General features: G+C 72.1%; 19 protein-coding genes and 2 pseudogenes. 11 read left to right on the plus strand and 10 right to left on the minus strand.

Translation table 11 applies throughout. From position 1 onward, the window contains the following. Positions 1–128: 128 nt before the first annotated feature. Positions 129–407, minus strand: a complete 279-nt coding sequence (locus CLT75_RS18130; protein ID WP_135241687.1) for a hypothetical protein — start codon at positions 405–407, stop codon at positions 129–131. Further along, a complete protein-coding gene (locus tag CLT75_RS18135) occupies positions 395–811 on the minus strand; it encodes a helix-turn-helix domain-containing protein (protein WP_135241688.1) in 417 nt (138 codons plus the stop codon). Before CLT75_RS18135 ends, CLT75_RS18130 begins: the two co-directional genes overlap by 13 nt. Positions 812–1,392: 581 nt before the next feature. Here CLT75_RS18135 and CLT75_RS18140 point away from each other — a divergent pair. Further along, positions 1,393–2,460 carry a helix-turn-helix domain-containing protein gene (locus tag CLT75_RS18140; RefSeq protein WP_135241689.1) on the plus strand — a complete coding sequence of 356 codons (1,068 nt, stop codon included), beginning with the start codon at positions 1,393–1,395 and terminating at the stop codon, positions 2,458–2,460. Positions 2,461–2,758: 298 nt separating this feature from the next. Here CLT75_RS18140 and CLT75_RS18145 read toward each other — a convergent pair whose 3' ends face one another. Then, entirely contained in the window at positions 2,759–3,118 is a 360-nt protein-coding gene (locus CLT75_RS18145) for a hypothetical protein (RefSeq protein ID WP_135241690.1), read from the minus strand. Between CLT75_RS18145 and CLT75_RS18150 the strand changes: the two are divergent. Then, positions 3,109–4,343: pseudogene (locus tag CLT75_RS18150) on the plus strand (IS3 family transposase). The gene CLT75_RS18145 and the pseudogene CLT75_RS18150 overlap by 10 nt on opposite strands. Positions 4,344–4,354: 11 nt before the next feature. Here CLT75_RS18150 and CLT75_RS18155 read toward each other — a convergent pair. Further along, on the minus strand, positions 4,355–4,618 hold the full coding sequence (locus tag CLT75_RS18155) for a hypothetical protein (protein WP_135241691.1): 264 nt from the start codon (positions 4,616–4,618) through the stop codon (positions 4,355–4,357). 107 nt (positions 4,619–4,725) lie between these two features. Here CLT75_RS18155 and CLT75_RS18160 point away from each other — a divergent pair, with 107 nt between their 5' ends. Next, complete coding sequence (locus CLT75_RS18160; RefSeq protein WP_135241692.1) at positions 4,726–5,193, plus strand: NUDIX domain-containing protein; 468 nt, start codon at positions 4,726–4,728, stop codon at positions 5,191–5,193. A gap of 128 nt (positions 5,194–5,321) precedes the next feature. On the opposite strand, the gene CLT75_RS18165 is transcribed toward CLT75_RS18160, so the two are convergent. Beyond that, complete coding sequence (locus tag CLT75_RS18165; RefSeq protein ID WP_135241693.1) at positions 5,322–6,050, minus strand: SDR family oxidoreductase; 729 nt, start codon at positions 6,048–6,050, stop codon at positions 5,322–5,324. Between the two features lie 75 nt (positions 6,051–6,125). On the opposite strand from CLT75_RS18165, the gene CLT75_RS18170 reads away from it, so the two are divergent. Next, positions 6,126–6,485 carry a MerR family transcriptional regulator gene (locus CLT75_RS18170; RefSeq protein ID WP_209310344.1) on the plus strand — a complete coding sequence of 120 codons (360 nt, stop codon included), beginning with the start codon at positions 6,126–6,128 and terminating at the stop codon, positions 6,483–6,485. Between the two features lie 7 nt (positions 6,486–6,492). Here the strand turns inward: CLT75_RS18170 and CLT75_RS18175 are convergent, their stop codons facing one another. Continuing rightward, positions 6,493–7,347, minus strand: coding sequence for an LptF/LptG permease family protein (locus CLT75_RS18175; protein WP_135241695.1), 855 nt, complete (start codon positions 7,345–7,347; stop codon positions 6,493–6,495). A 123-nt stretch (positions 7,348–7,470) separates the two neighbouring features. Here CLT75_RS18175 and CLT75_RS18180 point away from each other — a divergent pair, with 123 nt between their 5' ends. Then, positions 7,471–7,917 (plus strand): hypothetical protein, encoded by a 447-nt coding sequence (locus CLT75_RS18180; RefSeq protein ID WP_135241696.1) that lies wholly within the window; start codon positions 7,471–7,473, stop codon positions 7,915–7,917. Here CLT75_RS18180 and CLT75_RS18185 read toward each other — a convergent pair. The 3 genes and pseudogenes from CLT75_RS18185 to CLT75_RS18190 all read right to left on the minus strand — a co-directional run bounded on the left by CLT75_RS18185 (position 7,914) and on the right by CLT75_RS18190 (position 8,806). Continuing rightward, a complete protein-coding gene (locus CLT75_RS18185; protein ID WP_486485214.1) occupies positions 7,914–8,180 on the minus strand; it encodes a hypothetical protein in 267 nt (88 codons plus the stop codon). The two genes, CLT75_RS18180 and CLT75_RS18185, sit on opposite strands and share 4 nt — an antisense overlap. A gap of 5 nt (positions 8,181–8,185) precedes the next feature. Continuing rightward, positions 8,186–8,323 (minus strand): annotated as a pseudogene (locus CLT75_RS33350) (pyridoxamine 5'-phosphate oxidase family protein); the annotation flags it as partial. A 42-nt stretch (positions 8,324–8,365) separates the two neighbouring features. Next, positions 8,366–8,806: an Rv0361 family membrane protein gene (locus tag CLT75_RS18190; RefSeq protein WP_135241697.1), complete on the minus strand. Its 441-nt coding sequence runs from the start codon at positions 8,804–8,806 to the stop codon at positions 8,366–8,368. Positions 8,807–8,879: 73 nt separating this feature from the next. Here CLT75_RS18190 and CLT75_RS18195 point away from each other — a divergent pair, with 73 nt between their 5' ends. From CLT75_RS18195 to CLT75_RS18215, 5 genes are all read left to right on the plus strand, one after another. Beyond that, positions 8,880–9,680: a class I SAM-dependent methyltransferase gene (locus tag CLT75_RS18195; protein WP_135241698.1), complete on the plus strand. Its 801-nt coding sequence runs from the start codon at positions 8,880–8,882 to the stop codon at positions 9,678–9,680. A 147-nt stretch (positions 9,681–9,827) separates the two neighbouring features. Continuing rightward, positions 9,828–11,003, plus strand: coding sequence for an ATP-binding protein (locus tag CLT75_RS18200; RefSeq protein WP_135241699.1), 1,176 nt, complete (start codon positions 9,828–9,830; stop codon positions 11,001–11,003). Further along, positions 10,993–12,189 (plus strand): hypothetical protein, encoded by a 1,197-nt coding sequence (locus CLT75_RS18205; protein WP_135241700.1) that lies wholly within the window; start codon positions 10,993–10,995, stop codon positions 12,187–12,189. Before CLT75_RS18200 ends, CLT75_RS18205 begins: the two co-directional genes overlap by 11 nt. Continuing rightward, positions 12,159–12,875, plus strand: a complete 717-nt coding sequence (locus CLT75_RS18210; protein WP_013288128.1) for a response regulator transcription factor — start codon at positions 12,159–12,161, stop codon at positions 12,873–12,875. Before CLT75_RS18205 ends, CLT75_RS18210 begins: the two co-directional genes overlap by 31 nt. 74 nt (positions 12,876–12,949) lie before the next feature. Then, positions 12,950–13,684 carry a hypothetical protein gene (locus CLT75_RS18215; protein ID WP_135241701.1) on the plus strand — a complete coding sequence of 245 codons (735 nt, stop codon included), beginning with the start codon at positions 12,950–12,952 and terminating at the stop codon, positions 13,682–13,684. 40 nt (positions 13,685–13,724) lie between these two features. On the opposite strand, the gene CLT75_RS18220 is transcribed toward CLT75_RS18215, so the two are convergent. Then, the gene (locus CLT75_RS18220; RefSeq protein ID WP_135241702.1) at positions 13,725–14,477 is read right to left on the minus strand and encodes a lysophospholipid acyltransferase family protein; all 753 of its coding nucleotides are present in this window, start codon (positions 14,475–14,477) and stop codon (positions 13,725–13,727) included. Between the two features lie 99 nt (positions 14,478–14,576). On the opposite strand from CLT75_RS18220, the gene CLT75_RS18225 reads away from it, so the two are divergent. Beyond that, entirely contained in the window at positions 14,577–15,236 is a 660-nt protein-coding gene (locus tag CLT75_RS18225; protein ID WP_135241703.1) for an alpha/beta hydrolase, read from the plus strand.

Here is a 15,236-nt window from a genome sequence, read left to right on the forward strand (position 1 = left end):
CGAGGTGCAAGAAGCTCAATCAACGCTTTGTCGTCTTGCTGACAAACATGGATGAATACACCTATAGGCGGCGCGGAATTGCCGCACAGGCGCAATGAATACCCGGCGGCGAAATCGCTTTGCCCTGCTTAGTCAGCCTGACCTTTCTCTGCCTGTCGCAACTTCGGCCACCCCAAGAAGCGATCAAACAACTCATCGGCGCTCGGTGCGTCGGCGCGCAGCTTGGCCAAGTCGTCCGCCGCATCGCCCAGCGTCCCGGCCAGGTACACGGACAGGCTCACCAGGTTCCGTTCGTACTCAGCCAAGAGCGCAAGCTTCGCGTCCCCACACGGCCACGGATGGCCGCAGGCGCGACACAGCCAGATCGGCCGTACCGGCGTGTGTGGCCGACGCGTCACGACGACCATCCCGACTCCGCCAACAGGCGATGCAGCTCCCGACAGACGCACCCTGGGGCCGGCTGGGTAAGGAGCTGCCGAATCTGCGCTTCCTTCTCCTGCTCCCTCAGCCGGCGCGCCAGAGCATCCGTACGCCCCCACGCGGCCAGCAACGCACCCCCGCATCCCAACGCCACGTCGCAGGCCATCCAGAACTCGCGTGGCGCGTACTGGCGCCCTACCTCCACGTTGGCGATGCTGCTGCGGGACCACCGCACCAGAACCGCCAACCGGTCCTGAGTCACCCGCGCCGACCGCCGCGACTCCGCCAAAACACGCCCCAACAGCCGGCGCGAGTCCGCCACCACCTCCGGCGTAACCGCCTCCAGGCGGCGCTGAGGAGCGGCGAGCGCGGCCACCACCGAGAGGGTCACCGCCGCCCACCGCCCTCATGAGGCAGACGACCCGATCGCCGAGCGGGCGCGTGCTCCGCAGCGGTACGCACCGGCGCTGAGCCGGAAGTCTGCCCGTTCTTGGTTCTCCACACCCGCAGCGTCTCGCCAGCGCGACTGAGCCGAGCACAACTGCCGTCCGGCTGACACCGAGAGCACGCATTCCGGTGATGGAAGTCAACGACAAAGCCCGCCATCATCACGGCAAACGGAGGCTCAGGCGGCGGCGTTCCCCCGTTCACCGCCGATCTCCACGTGACCGGTGGCCCGCCTGATCAGCGCGCCACATGCCACCCCGCGTTAACAAGGGCCGATCATCTAGCAGCAAAGTGGGACTGTTCCAGCCGGGCGCTGAGCGGACGCGGCCGACGTAGAGACCGCTACATTGCGCACGCGCCGAGCGCTCTGAGACGTCTCCGGGGTTCTGCTTGCGCCGAAACCACTTCCATCGAGGCACGTTCCTCTACCTCCCATCGCGTCGGCCGTCTGGTCTCAGCCTGCGATCAACGGACTACGCTCGGAAGGAGGTCGATGCTTTCAGAGGCTTTCAACAGGGGGACCCCGTGGACGACCTTGGCGCGCAGTTGCGGCAGGCTCGTACCGAGGCCGGCGTGACGCTGGCCTCGGTGGCGGCCCGCTCGTGCTACTCGGCTTCGCACCTGAGCAACGTGGAGGCAGGACGGAGGGCCGCGACCCCTGACATCGTGCTCGCCTATGCGCGGGCGCTCGGGGAGGGTGATGTGAACCGCCGACAAGTACTCGGACTCGCGGCCGGCGTCGTGGGCCCGGTCGTGGCTGGAGAACTCATCCGAGCTGGCTTCACCGCCGCACTTGATGGCCGAGGTGCCGAGGAAGACTGGCGCGAGCGGGTTGACCAGTACGGCCGGGACTACATGGCCGTAGGGGCGGCCGTTCTCCAGGCCAGACTTGCGAGTGACCTCGTGATCCTTCAACAGCACCTCGACACGCCGCACATGTGGTCACACGCCGCGCGAGCCCTGGTCACCTATGGGAAGACCACACCCAACCCGGCTGAAGCGATCGGTTGGTACGACCTGGCGGCAACGGCGGCGGACCGGTCCGACGACCTCGGAGTTCGCGTGTGGGTTCGAGGCCGGGCAGCGATCGCACTCGCCTATGAGGGCGCGGCGCTTCCAACGGCCAGGCGGTACGCCGACCAGGCCCTAGCCCTGTCCGACCGGCCCTCGCTTGGCCGCGTCCAGGCCCTCATGGCCGGCGCGCATGTCGCGGCGGGGCGCGGCGACCAGGCCGGCGCGATTGCGCTTGACACCGAAGCGCGGCGAGCCTTCGATCACGTCGCGTCACCGGACGGCGAGATCTCCGACACCGCCGTTCCGCCATGGCGTATGGCGACCTTCCGTAGCATGCTGTACGCCCGCTTGGGGATGCCGGAACCTGGAAGCGGGGCTCAAGATGAGGCCGACCGGACACGGCCGGCAGGGCTCCCGCGCTTCGCGACGCACATCGAGCTACATCGGGGGCTGACGATGGCAAAGGCCGGCGACAAGGCTGGCGGCGTCATGTACGCCCGGCGGGCTTGGGACGCGCTTCCGGCCGAGCGGCGGTCACAGAGCCTCGCGTTAATGCTGCGCGAGGTCGAGCGAGCCTGACGGCGAGGCGGAGCTCACTGCGGCTGAGAGCACTCAGCCGACCGGCGTGGGGGCTTAACGTGAGCCCGGTGTGAGCCCGGACGCCTGCGGACTGGCCGCTACAAGCAATTACCGGCCGACAGCAATAGGGGTGTCTACCTGGACAGATAGACACCCCTATGGACTGTCAGTCAGCCGCAACTATGATCGGGATTCAACTTCTAATCCCAAGGCCGCAGGTTCGAATCCTGCCGGGCGCACCACCCTCCGCTCGACTCGGCGGCACGTCAGACCAACCCGGGGGCACCGGGCCGCACGGCTACTCAAGCATTGACCTGTAGCGTTCACCAGCGTCGCTGATCGGGCGGTAGTGCTCGTCGGCCGCGGCTGCGTGCAGCGCAGCCAGGAGCTCGTGCGCGGGCGGCAGATCGAGTGCTTCCCGGAGTCGATCCCGTTCCATGTCGAGCTGCGGCCAGTCATCGCGAATGTCGTTGTCGGCCTCGGCCAGCCAGTCCCGCAGCCGACTGCCTTCGTCAGTGAACGGTTTCGCGATCGCGTCGTGGAGACTGGGCAGCCCGACGACAAGTGCCAGCGCGTCGCGCACGGACAAGGCGATCTGTCCCGCACCGGGTTTGATGGAGACATCGAAACCTGGGAGGAACACCAGCGATGCCGGCACCGAAGAAGTACAACGATGAGTTGCGTGAGCGTGCGACCCGGTTGGCGGTCGAGGCCCGTCGGGATCCGGCGTCCGCGGTCGGAGCGATCCGTCGGATCGCCGGTCAGCTCGGGGTTCACCCGGAGGCGTTGCGCACGTGGGTGAAGAAGGCCGAGACCGACGCCGGCGACCGGCTGGGCACCACCAGCAGCGACGCGGAACGCCTCGCCGCGTTGGAACGGGAGGTGCGTGAGCTGCGGCGGGCGAACCAGATCCTGAAGTCCGCGGCGTCTTTCTTCGCGGCGGAGTTGGACCGTCCGTCGCGATGAAGGTCGAGTTCGTCGACTCCCAGCGGGTCGAACACGGTGTCCAGCCGGTCCTGCAGGCGCTCGAAGACACGCCGGCACAGATCGCACCGTCGACCTACTACGCCGCCAAGACCCGCCCGGCCTCGGCCCGGTCGCGGCGCGATGAGGAGCTGACCGCGGTGATCGAGCGGATCCACGCGGAGAACTACGGCGTCTACGGGGCACGCAAGATCTGGCACGAGCTGCACCGACGCGGTTTGCCAGTGGCCCGGTGCACCGTCGAGCGGCTGATGCGCGCCTGCGGGCTGCGCGGGCTGCTGCGCGACAAGTCGCCACGCACGACCCGGCCAGCGGCCGAGACCAACCGGCCCGCTGACCTGGTCAAACGGGACTTCACCGCGAAACATCCGAACCAGCTGTGGGTCGCGGACCTGACCTACGTGCGCACCAGTGTGGGCTGGGTGTACGCCGCGTTCGTCCTCGACGTGTACTCCCGCATGATCGTCGGCTGGCAGGTGTCCACGAGTCTCTACACCGAGCTGGCTCTCGACGCGCTGAAGATGGCGATCTGGCGCCGCGAAAATCAAGGCGCTGACCTGGGCGGACTGGTCCACCACTCCGACCGTGGCGCCCAATATCGAGCGATCCGCTACACCCAGCGGCTCGCCGAGGCCGGCGCCGTCGCCTCCGTCGGCTCCAAGGGCGACTCCTTCGACAACGCGATGGCCGAGGCGTTCAACTCCCTGTACAAGGCCGAACTCGTCCGGAACAAGGGCCCGTGGCGCGGGCTCGACGACCTGGAGATGGCCACCGTCGAGTACATCGACTGGTACAACAACCGCAGGCTGCACGGCGAACTCGGCCACGTCCCACCCGCCGAGCACGAGGCGCTACACGCGATGACCCACCCGGTCACCGCACCCCTGAAAACCAGCTAACCAACTCTCCATCAAACCCGGGGCTTGACAATCAGCCCGCCTTCGCCTTCCGACCCGACGTACACGACTGGTCGTCGACTACCCGAGCCGGCCAGCATGAATGCGCCGCCCGAGGCATCTCCGGCGATCATCTCGAGGGTTTCGCCGCCGGGCAGATGAACCGGCTCGACCGGACCGTATGCCACCCGGGAGACGTCGAAGTCGAACCGCGCCAACAGGGCGACGATCCATGCTGTGGTGCGGATGTGATCCAGCAGAGCGCCATCGGATTGCACGTCGGCGACGGTACCGCCAGGGTCGACGTGCCAAGATCGTGCCTCAGCAATCGCCGCCTCCGCAAGAATCCGGCCGAGGGCACGGACGGAGGGTCTACCGTGCCCTGATGGCCATCTCCCCGCACCTGGCCCGGCTCCGCACGATGATCGGCCACGAGTTGATCCAGATGCCGTCGGTGTCGGTCGTCGTCGTCGACGATCGCGCACGGATCCTGCTGGTACGTCACGCCGAGGACGGGAACGGGTGGGCGGTGCCCGGCGGCGCTGTCGACATAGGAGAGTCCCCGGCCCAGGCGGCCGTGCGCGAGATCCGCGAGGAGGTCGGCGTGCGGATCAGCCCGCCGCGGCTGCTGGACGTGCTCGGCGGCCCTGATTACGAGGTGACCTACCCCAACGGCGACCAGGTCGCGTACGTCACCGCGGTCTACCAGTCGACCATCGCCGACGGAGAGCCGATCCCCGACCACGAGGAGATCAGCGAGCTGGACTGGTTCACCCCACCGCAGCTAGCTGGTGTCGATCTCAACCGCTTCTCCCGGGCGCTGCTGCGAGCCACCGGCCACCTGGCCGGGTGACGGCGAAGGCCCCACGCAGCGACTCCGGCCGACGACGGCCGACGGCCCCCGTCGAAGGCGGCCAGGACCGGGAGAGTACAGCCGGGCCCGTACGCGAGTACGACCAGCGGACGGCCCGGCTGAACAACTCAGGCCGCCGCCAGCGCCGCCAAAGCCCGGTCCATCGCGGCGTTGAACTCCTCCGGCGTCAGCGTCAGCCGGGACTTGACGTCGCGGCTCCACTGGTCGGCCAGCACTTCGGCGGCACCTGCCTCGACGCCGTCGAGCGCCGCGTCGGCCAGGTCCGACGGTGCGATCTTGTCCACGGGCCAGCCGGCTGACATGTCGGTGTCGGCCAGGCCGAGGTGCACCGCCGTCACGAGCGTGCCCTGGTCGGCGAGTTCCAGGCGTACGCCGTTCGTCATCGCCCACGCGGCGGCCTTGGTCAGGTGGTACGCGCCTGCGCCCCTGGTCCCGAACCACGACATGGCGGAGAGCACGTTCACGATCGCGCCCCCGCCGTTGCGGGCCAGCGTCGGCGCGAACGCCCGGATCATCTCCAGGTGCCCGAGCACGTTGGTCTCCACCTCGTGTCGCACCGCGTCCAGCGAACCGGTCACCAGGTCGGTTCCGGTCTGGATCCCGGCGTTGTTGACGAGCAGGGTGAGGTCCGGGGCGATAGCGGCGACGGCGCGTACGGATGCGGGACTGGTGATGTCCAGCGGCAGCACCTCGACGCCCGGCAGGTCCACGGTCTTCGGCCGGCGGGCGGTCGCGTAGACCTTGCGGGCGCCGCGTTCGCGCAGGCGCTGGGCGAAGGCGCGGCCCAGGCCGCGGTTGGCGCCGGTGACGAGAGCGACCGAGTCGTTGATGTCCATGCCCGGTACGCTAAAACCTGACGTTGACGTCAGAGGCAAGTGTTGCCCGCCGGGACCGGGGTGAGAGGAGTCAGCGTGACCGAGCCGCTGATCCGCATCGGCGAGGTGGCGCGCGACGCCGGTGTGTCGGTGCGCGCCGTGCGCTACTACGAGGAGCAGGGTCTTCTCTTCCCCCGGCGCAGCGCGTCCGGCCAGCGCCTCTACCGGCCGGACGCGGTCACGCTGGTGCGCTTCATCCAGCAGATGTACGCGGCGGGCCTGACCAGCAGCCGGATCGCCGAACTCCTGCCGTGCTGGGACTCCGGGCACACCGACCCCGTACAGCGGGCCATGCTGCGCGCCGAGCGCGAGCGCATCCAGGCCAAGGTCGACGACCTGCGGGCCGCCCTGGACCGCCTCGACGAGGTCATCGCGATCACCGACACGCACCCGTAGGCGCCCGCTATCCGCGGCCCTCGGTCTCACGGAGGGCGCGCAGTGCGCCGGCGACCGCCAGCCCCACGCCGCCGAGTGCGACAGCCGTCTCCACTGACGACGACACCTCAAGGGCGCTTCCCGGTGAAGCACCCACGCTCACCATGAATCCCGGTTGCAGGAAGGCGTCCCTGGCGGGCTCGACAAACGTCCGCCAGCTCGCCCACGTGGAGGCGAGATCCGCGCAGGCCCGCACGGTGACCAGCGACAGCAGGACCATCCCCGCCGGGAGAAGCCCGCGCCGGTCGCCCCGCCGTCCGGCCAACGCCAGCACCCCGGCCGTCACCAGCACGGCGAGCAACGCCGGCCACACCGCCGCGAACAGGTCGGGCAGCGGCGGTTCGCCGGGCGTCAGCGCCACGCTCGACACGCACCAGACGAGCGCCGCCACCGCCAGGACCGTCGTCACCACACCCCGCCGCCCGCCGCGTGCCGGCAACGCCGACACGGCAGCGCCAAGCAGGAGTACGCCGAGAGCCATGCCCCCGGCTGTCAGCCGCTGCCGGTCGATGCCGTACTGCCAGCTCTCCAGCAGGTACGTGCCCGCCCCAGCCTGGCCCCGTGCCGGCTCGCCCACCTCCGCCGCCTGTTCCCGATACCAGTGCAGGTTCGCCACCGACACCAGGGCGAACAGCCCGGCAGCGGCGGCGACACCCCACGTCACCCGGGGCATAGGCGAGGCGGTGAGCGCGTGGCCGGCCAGCGCTGCCAGCGTGACCACTGCCCACAGAAGCGATGCCTCCCGCATGGCGAGCAGCGCCGCTCCGACCGACAGCAGACCGGCCACGACCGCGGCGACTCCCAGGCTTGGCGACAGACGCATGGCGGAGAGAGTGGCACAGGAATCCTGGTCGCGATGGCCCGCCGGTTTCGTCGGTGGTCTCGGGCATGATCGCGTGCGCCGTCCGACGGCGGCGGTCGACGAGCGGGATCACCGGGAGGCAGCGTGGGCGCATCGGGCTGGAACTACTTCGTGGCGTATCAGCCGGATGCGCAGGCCGCGTTGGACGAACTGCGCCGGCAGGTCTTCGAGGCCGGTGACTACTGGTGGGCGGTGCCGGGCGAGTTCGGTGCGTCCGCCGCCGACTTCCCGGACCGTCCCCGCAGTGAGGAGGAGCTGTGGGCGGACGAGCGGGTGCAGGAGTCCGGCACACACTCCATCCTGGACATGACGCGGGTGCTGGCCGACGGCGAGGAACCCGACTACGGGACGTTCCAGCGGGTGACCGAGGCCGAGGCGCTCGCCCGAGCGGGCGTCGCGAGACCGAGCCGCACTCACGTCGAGGCGCTCGCCCCGCTGGCCGAGCAACGCTGGTTCGGCCGGTACGCCGTGCTGCACGACGAGGCGGGCGCCCCGAGTGAGCTCTACTTCTGGGGGTTCTCCGGCGACTAGCGTGCCGTGCCGGCCAGCAGCCACCGTCGGACGGGGACCTCCAGCAGCACCCGGTCCCCGTCCGTCGTGACCGGCTGCCGGATGTCCCATCCGCCGTACTTCTCCGCGAACGCCGCCACGATCGCGGGCGGGAAGTCGGCGCGGTGCACGCGAGCCTCGCCCTCCGCGACGACCGGATGGACGCCGCCCTCCAGGGCGAGCGAGACACGGGGTCGGCCGCCACGTTGCGGGCCTTGACGCTGCGCCCCTCGCAGCCGATCCACCAGACGTCATCGGCGTAGACGAACCACACCGGCGTGACGTGCGGGGAGCCGTCACGGCGAAGCGTGCAGAGCCAGACGTTGCGCTCGCGGGCGAGCCGGTCCTCGACGGCCGGCGGAAGTGGTGTGGCGGGAGATGAGGCCATGCGACAAGTGGATCAGGTGCGCGCGGGGGCCCGCTGCCCGGCTCACTCGCAGATCCGCCACTCCCCGTCCTCCTTGACCATCGGGAACGACTGCGTGACGTTGGTGCCGACCGCCGGGGTGAAGCGGATGGTCGTCGACCCGCTCACCCGGCCGTTGTTGTTCGACACGTTGAGCCCGGTGATCTCGTAGCCGGTGAACTCCGGCTGGGAGGACTGCTGCCGGGTGAAGTCCGCCTCGCTGACCCGGTCGCGTACGCGGGTGCAGAGCTGCCGGTACGCGGCCGGATAGTCGCGGTCGACGATCGCCTCGGCGAACGTCTCCGCTGTGGACCGCGCCGGGCCGGTGGCTTCCTGCACGGCCCGGAAGAGGAAGAAGCCGGCGAGCACACCGCCGGAGCAACAGATCGCCAGCACCACGCCGAGCACGATGAACAGGGTTCGCTTGGACTTCTTCGGCGGCACCATGGCCGGCTGGTATGCCATACCCCGCAGGGTAGGGAACGCCGGCAACCGTAAACCGGATGCCGCGGCTCCGCTTCTCGGCGACCATCGATCGATGCCCGCACACCGCCCGGCCGAACCGGACATCAGTCGCTACTACACCGAGGTCTACGTCGAGGCCGACCGGCTGGAAGGGTCACCGCAGGGCCGGCTGGAGGCGCGGCGTACCCGTGATCTGCTCGCCCGGCTGCTGCCCGCCGCACCCGCGGACTTGCTGGACGTCGGCGGCGGTCCCGGGGCCTACGCGGGTCCGCTCGCCGCGGCCGGATACCGGGTGCACCTGGTCGACCTGGTGCCCGCGCACGTGGCGGCGGCGCGGTCCGCGTACCCGCTGGTGACCGCATCGGTGGGTGATGCCCGCGCGGTGCCCGCGCCCGACGCGGCGGCGGACGCGACGCTGCTGCTCGGCCCGCTCTACCACCTGCCGCGGCAGGCCGACCGGGTGGCGGCGCTGCGCGAGGCGGCGCGGGTGACCCGGCCGGGCGGGACGATCGTGGCGGCGGCGATCAGCCGCCACGCCGCGCTGATCGACCTGAGCGTGCAGGGCCGCCTGGACGAGGACAACCGGCGGTCGTTGCGCGCCCAGTACGAGACCGGGGTGAACGACCCGCGCACCGGCTTCACCACAGCGTTCTTCCACCGGCCGGAGGAACTGGCCGCCGACTTCGTCGCGGCCGGACTGCCCACCCCGGAGGTGTACGGGGTGGAGGGTCCGCTGTGGCCACTGCTCAACGCGCTCGGCACCGGGCCGGACGAGCGGTTGTTCGCCGACGCGCTGGCCTGCGCCGAGACGTTCGAGCGGGACGCCGCGATCCTCGGCGCCAGCGCCCACCTGCTCGCCGCCGCGCGCCGCTGATCGTCGGGCCGACCGCCGCCCGCTTTACGCCGGAGCGAAACTCGTCAAGCACCAAGGGTGACCAGTTCCGACAAACCGTGTTATTCTCCAGCGTCAATCTATGCCGCGCGGACCCGGCCGGGTCGCTGCCGGAAGGACATCCCCCCGATGCCGGTCGCTGCCGCCATGCCCCTGTCCCGGGCCCCGCTGGCCCGCCCGGCGGGTGACGCTCTCAGCCTGATCTTCACCACCCTGCCGGCTCTGCTGCGGCTCACCTGCGGCCTGGTCGGCGCGGTGGTCGCGCTGTCGGTGCGTACGCCGCCGGTGCGGGTGGCGCTGCTGGTCCCCACTGTCGTCGTGCTCACCGCCTGGTCGGTCTGGTACGCGTTCCGCGCGTTCCGGCACGGCATCGGCGGCGCGCTGGTCGCCGGTGACGTGGCGCTGACCACCGCCGCCGCGCTCGCCGTCCCGTGGCTCGTCGCGCCGGAGGTGCTGCCGGGCGAGGCGAGCTGGATCGCGGTGCTGGCCAGCTCGACAGTCATCAACGCGCAGGCCACCGCCCCGGCCCGCTGGTCCGTGCCGGCCGGCCTGCTGGTCACCGCCGCGTACGTCACCGGCACCACGCTGGCCGGCAACCCGGTCGAGGCGCGGGCGCACGCCGGGACGCTGCTGGTGCAGACCGGCAGCGCGGCGGTGATGGCGGTGGTGATGCGCCGCCGGATCGCCCGCGCCGACGCCGCGTTCGCCGACTACCAGCGGTTGTCCCACGAGGCGGTGGTGGCGCGCGCCGCCCGCGAGGCCGAACGGCGGCACAACCGGGACCTGCACGACACCGTCCTGGGCACGCTCACCATGGTCGGCCTCGGCGCCGTACCCGACTCGACGACGTTGCGCGAACGGTGCGCGGACGATCTGCGTACCCTCACCGCCCTGGCGGGCGGGCGGACCGCGACCGCGGCCGGCCAGGCCGACCTGGACGAACGGCTGCGCGCAGTGCTCGCCGCGACGCCCGGGCCGGCGGTGACCGCGACGCTCGCGCCGTGCCGGCTGCCGGCGGAGGTCGCCACGGCGCTCGCCGACAGCGCCGCCGCCGCGCTGGTGAACGTGGCACGGCACGCGCCGGGCGCGGCCACGTCGCTGCGCCTGGCCCGCGAGGGCGGCACCGTCGTGGTCGAGGTGGTCGACGACGGTCCCGGTTTCGACCCGTCCACGGTCCCGGCTCACCGGTACGGGCTGCGCGAGTCGATCCACGGGAGAATGAGCACTGTGGGCGGCCGGGCGGTGGTGACTTCCGCCCCTGGCGCCGGTACCCGGATTCGGCTGGAGTGGTCCGATGGCGAGTGAGTCCGGTACGGCCGTGGCGGCCGGCTCCACGCTGCGCCCACTGGCCCGGCCGCGGGTGGCGACGCGCCCCGCAGCGGCCACGGCCCCGCCGGAGGCGCACGCGGTGGCCGACGCGTCCGACGGCGGCGCGCGGATCGCCGCGATCGTCATCGCGGCGGCCTGGCACCTGGCGGTGGCGCTACCGGCCGTGTTGCGGGCCGGACCGGGGATGGCCTTCCCGGCCGTGGTGGCGATGGGCTGGCTGGTGACGGCGCTGGTCGGGGTCGGGGCCGGCGTACGGCTGCTGCGCGGTGGACTGCCGGCGGCCGGGCCGCTGGCTGCGGTGCTGCTGGTGGTCGACGCGGCGGTGGTCGCGGGGGCCGGCGAGCGGTTCCTGTTCAGCACCGCCAACTGGGTGTGGGGCGGCCTGGCCTGGTTCTTCCTGCTGGTGATCTGGCGGCGGCCGGTGCGCTGGCTGCTGCTCATGCTCGCCGCGCACGGGACGATCGCGCTGGCGGCGGTGGTGCTGTACGGCGCGACCGCCTCGGCCGACCTGAGCCGGGCCGCGATGTACGTCTACGGCACCTCCACCCTGCCGGTGGCGGTCTTCGTCGGCGCGGCGGCGCTCACCGCGCAGGCCCGGGACCGGGCGGCCACCGCCGCGGCGACGCTCGCCGTGGCGGCGGAGCAGGAGGCGGCCGAGCGGGCCCGCACCGAGCGGCAGGCGCGGCTGGCGCTGGTCAGCGGCACCGCCGAGGAGGTGCTGGCCGGGCTGGCGGCGGGCGACGCCGACCCGGCCGACCCGGCGGTACGACGGCGCGCGGTGCTGGCCGCGGCCCGGCTGCGCCGGCTGATCGCCGAGTCGGACGACGTGCCGGACGCGCTGCTGCACGAACTGCGCGCGGCGGCCGACCTGGCCGAGCGCAACGGACTGCCGATCGACCTGGTGTCGGTCGGCACGCCACCGGAGCTGCCGGTGGAGATCCGGCGCGGGCTGGCCGACCCGCTCACCGCGGCGCTCACCGCCGCCGAGGGCTGGGCCCGGCTCACGGTGGTGGCGGGCCCGGACGAGGTGGTCGTCAGCCTGGTGACGCCGGATCACGACGGCCCGGACGAGCCGGCGACCGGCGGGGACGGGCCGGTGGAACACCTGCACGAGCGGGACGGGGAGATCAGATGGACGCAGACCCGCTGGCGGCGGACGTGAACGCCGGCACCCCGATCGGGGTGGCGATCGTGGACGACCATCCGGTGGTGATCGACGGGGTGCGCGCCTGGCTGGCCGGCGAACCGCGGTTGCGGGTGCTGGCCACCGGCGACGACCCGGACGAGGTGCTGCGGGCCGCGCCGGACGCCGAGGTGGTGCTGCTCGACCTGCGCCTGCACGGCCGGATGGTGCTGGACAAGCTGGCCGAGCTGAGCGCGGCCGGGCGCCGGGTGGTGGTCTACTCCGAGCACAGCGACCCGCAGACCATGCTCGCCGCGTTGGACGCCGGGGCGGTCGCGTTCCTGGCCAAGCACGAGGGACGCGAGCACTGCGTGGCCACGGTGCTCGCGGCGGCGAGCGACCGGCCGTACGTGCCGCCGGCGCTGGCCGGAGCGATGGTCGGTGACGCCCGTCCGGACCGTCCGTCCCTGTCGGACAAGGAGCGCGAGGCGCTGCTGCTGTGGTTCCAGTCGATGTCGAAGGCGTCGGTAGCGCGCCGGATGCAGATCAGTGAGCACACGGTGAAGCAGTACGTCGACCGTGCGCGGATCAAGTACACCCGAGCGGGCCGTCCGGCCGCCACGAAGGCGGCGCTGCTCGCCCGGGCGATCGAGGACGGACTCGTCCGACCGGAAGATATCGGCATCTACCGGTCGCAGGCGTCGGCCGACCGGCCGACCCCCTAACAGGTGTCATGACAGTCACCCCAGGAATCGGGCAGGCTCACCGGTACCGCCAACCGTCACCGGGAGGTCGTACCGTGCCGGAGGACGCCACACCCTTCTTCGTCGGGCCGCATCGGTTCGACGCCGACGGCGACCCCACCCGTCCCGTGCTCGACCGGCGCTACGAGCTGGTGCCCGAGCCGGGCGAACGCCTGCTCGGTCAGCACTGCCTGCGCGTCGCCGGTCACCTGCTCGGCCCGACCGAGGACGTCCGCTGCTGGTCGCTGCCGACACCGGCCACGATCACCGTGACCGAGCGCCGGGTGGCGTACGTCTGCACCGGCTCGGACCTGTCGGTGGTCTCCGGGCGGGACGGCCGGGCGGCCGCCCGGCACCGGCGTCCGGTCCGGTTGTCCCGCCTGGTCAGCGGGCAGATCCGCTGGCAGTGGCCGTCCCGGCTGGAACTGGCCGAGGTGGGCGACGGCACCGCCGAGCTGCGCGTCGTCTGCGACGCGCTGCGCACCATCCGGCAGCCGGCCCTGGCGCTGACCGGCCCGGTCGGTCAGGTGGCCGCGCTGGCCCGGCAGGTACGCCGCGCGGTGGCCGGTTTCCGGCTGGCGAACGCCGAACTGGTGGACCTGTCCCCGCCGGAGCGGGACGTGCTCGCCGTCCGGGTGGCCGCCTCCCCCGGCCCGACGCTGGGCACTGTGACGCTTCCGGGCTCGCTGCCGGTGGAGTTCCTGTCCCGCGACGACTACTACCGTCCGGCGGAGGCCGAGGCGTCGCCGTGGGGATGGTCCGGCTTCCCCCAGCCCGGCTCCGCCTGCTGACGCTCCCCCGTCGCGGCCGGCCGGGCGCGGGCGCGGGCCTTCAGGAGGCGCTGCGGGAGCGGCGCTCGGACCGGTCCAGCTCGACCGCCTCCTCCGGGGTCGGCGCGCTGCCGCCCAGGTGGGCCGGCTGCCACCAGGTGTCATCCGGGCCGGACGGCTTGTCCGGGTACTCCCGCTGGGCCCGGTCGACCAGCGCCGACAGGCGGGTACGCAGGTTGGCGGTCATGACCGTGGCGTCCGGGTAGGCGGCCGGGTCCATCGGCTCGCCGACGATGATGGTGATCGGCGTGTGCCGGCGGGTCAGCGTCCGCGGGCGGCCCTTGGTCCACAGCCGCTGGGTGCCCCAGAGCGCGACCGGCAGCAACGGCACGCTCGCCTCCTGCGACATCCGGGCCGCGCCGTTCTTCAGGTCCTTCACCATGAAGGAACGGCTGATCGTCGCCTCCGGGAAGACACCGACCACCTCGCCCCGGCGCAGCGCGCCGACAGCCGCGGTGTACGAGCCGGCGCCGGCGGCCCGGTTCACCGGGATGTGCTTCATGCCGCGCATCAGCGGCCCGGAGACGCGGTGCCGGAAGACGCTGTCCTTGGCCATGAACCGGACCAGCCGCTTGGCCGGGTGCGCGCCGTAGCCGCAGAAGATGAAGTCGAGGTAGCTCACGTGGTTGGACGCGAGCACCGCGCCGCCGCTGTGCGGCACGTGCTCGCTGCCGGACACGTCCAGGCGCAGGTCGAGGAGCCGGAACATCGTCTTCGCGGCGGTGATCACAGGTGGGTACACGAGTTCCGACATGTCGAAACTTTACCCCGAGTAGGTTACGCGACCGTAGGGCCGATCTGCCCTCGGCAGACCCGGGTCGCGCACCGGCCCCGGCGCGGCGACGATGGCCTCATGACCGAACGCGCGGTGCTGCTCTGGATCCACGGCGGAGGCTGGCGGGCCCGCGCCGAGGAGGACGGGGCGACGCTCGCGTCGCTCGGGCTGCGCGTCGTCGAGGCCACCTACCGGTTCTCCCACCAGGCGCGCTGGCCCGCCCAGCTCGACGACGTCCGCGCCGCGGCCCGGGCGGCCCGGGCCGGGGCGGGCGGCCTGCCGCTGCTGGTGGCCGGTGACTCGGCCGGCGGGATGCTGGCTCTCCAGCTCGGCCTGCGCGGGGTGGACCGGCCCGGCGACGTGGCGGGCGTGCTCGCGTACTGGGCTCCCATGGACCCGCTCGACCCGGAGCAGCGGCGCCGGCGCGCCCCCGGCGACGACCCGTGGGCCGACCTGCTGGGCCACCCGCCGGCCGCCGGCGACCCGGCCACCGCCGACGCGACAGTCGCCACCCACCTCGGCTCCGGCGTGCCGGTGCTGCTGGTGCAGGGTCACGACGACGTCGCGGTGCCGGCCGCCCAGCCGGTGGAGCTGACCGCCCGGCTGCTCGCCGCCGGTCACCCGGCGCATCTGTGGCTCACCCACGGCGGTCACGCGCTCGACCTGGCCCGGCCCGACCTGCGCGCGGCCGCCGCCGCGTTCCTGGACAGCGTCCTGACCGGAGTCGCGGACGACTAG

This window comes from Micromonospora sp. CNZ285, assembly GCF_004637285.1.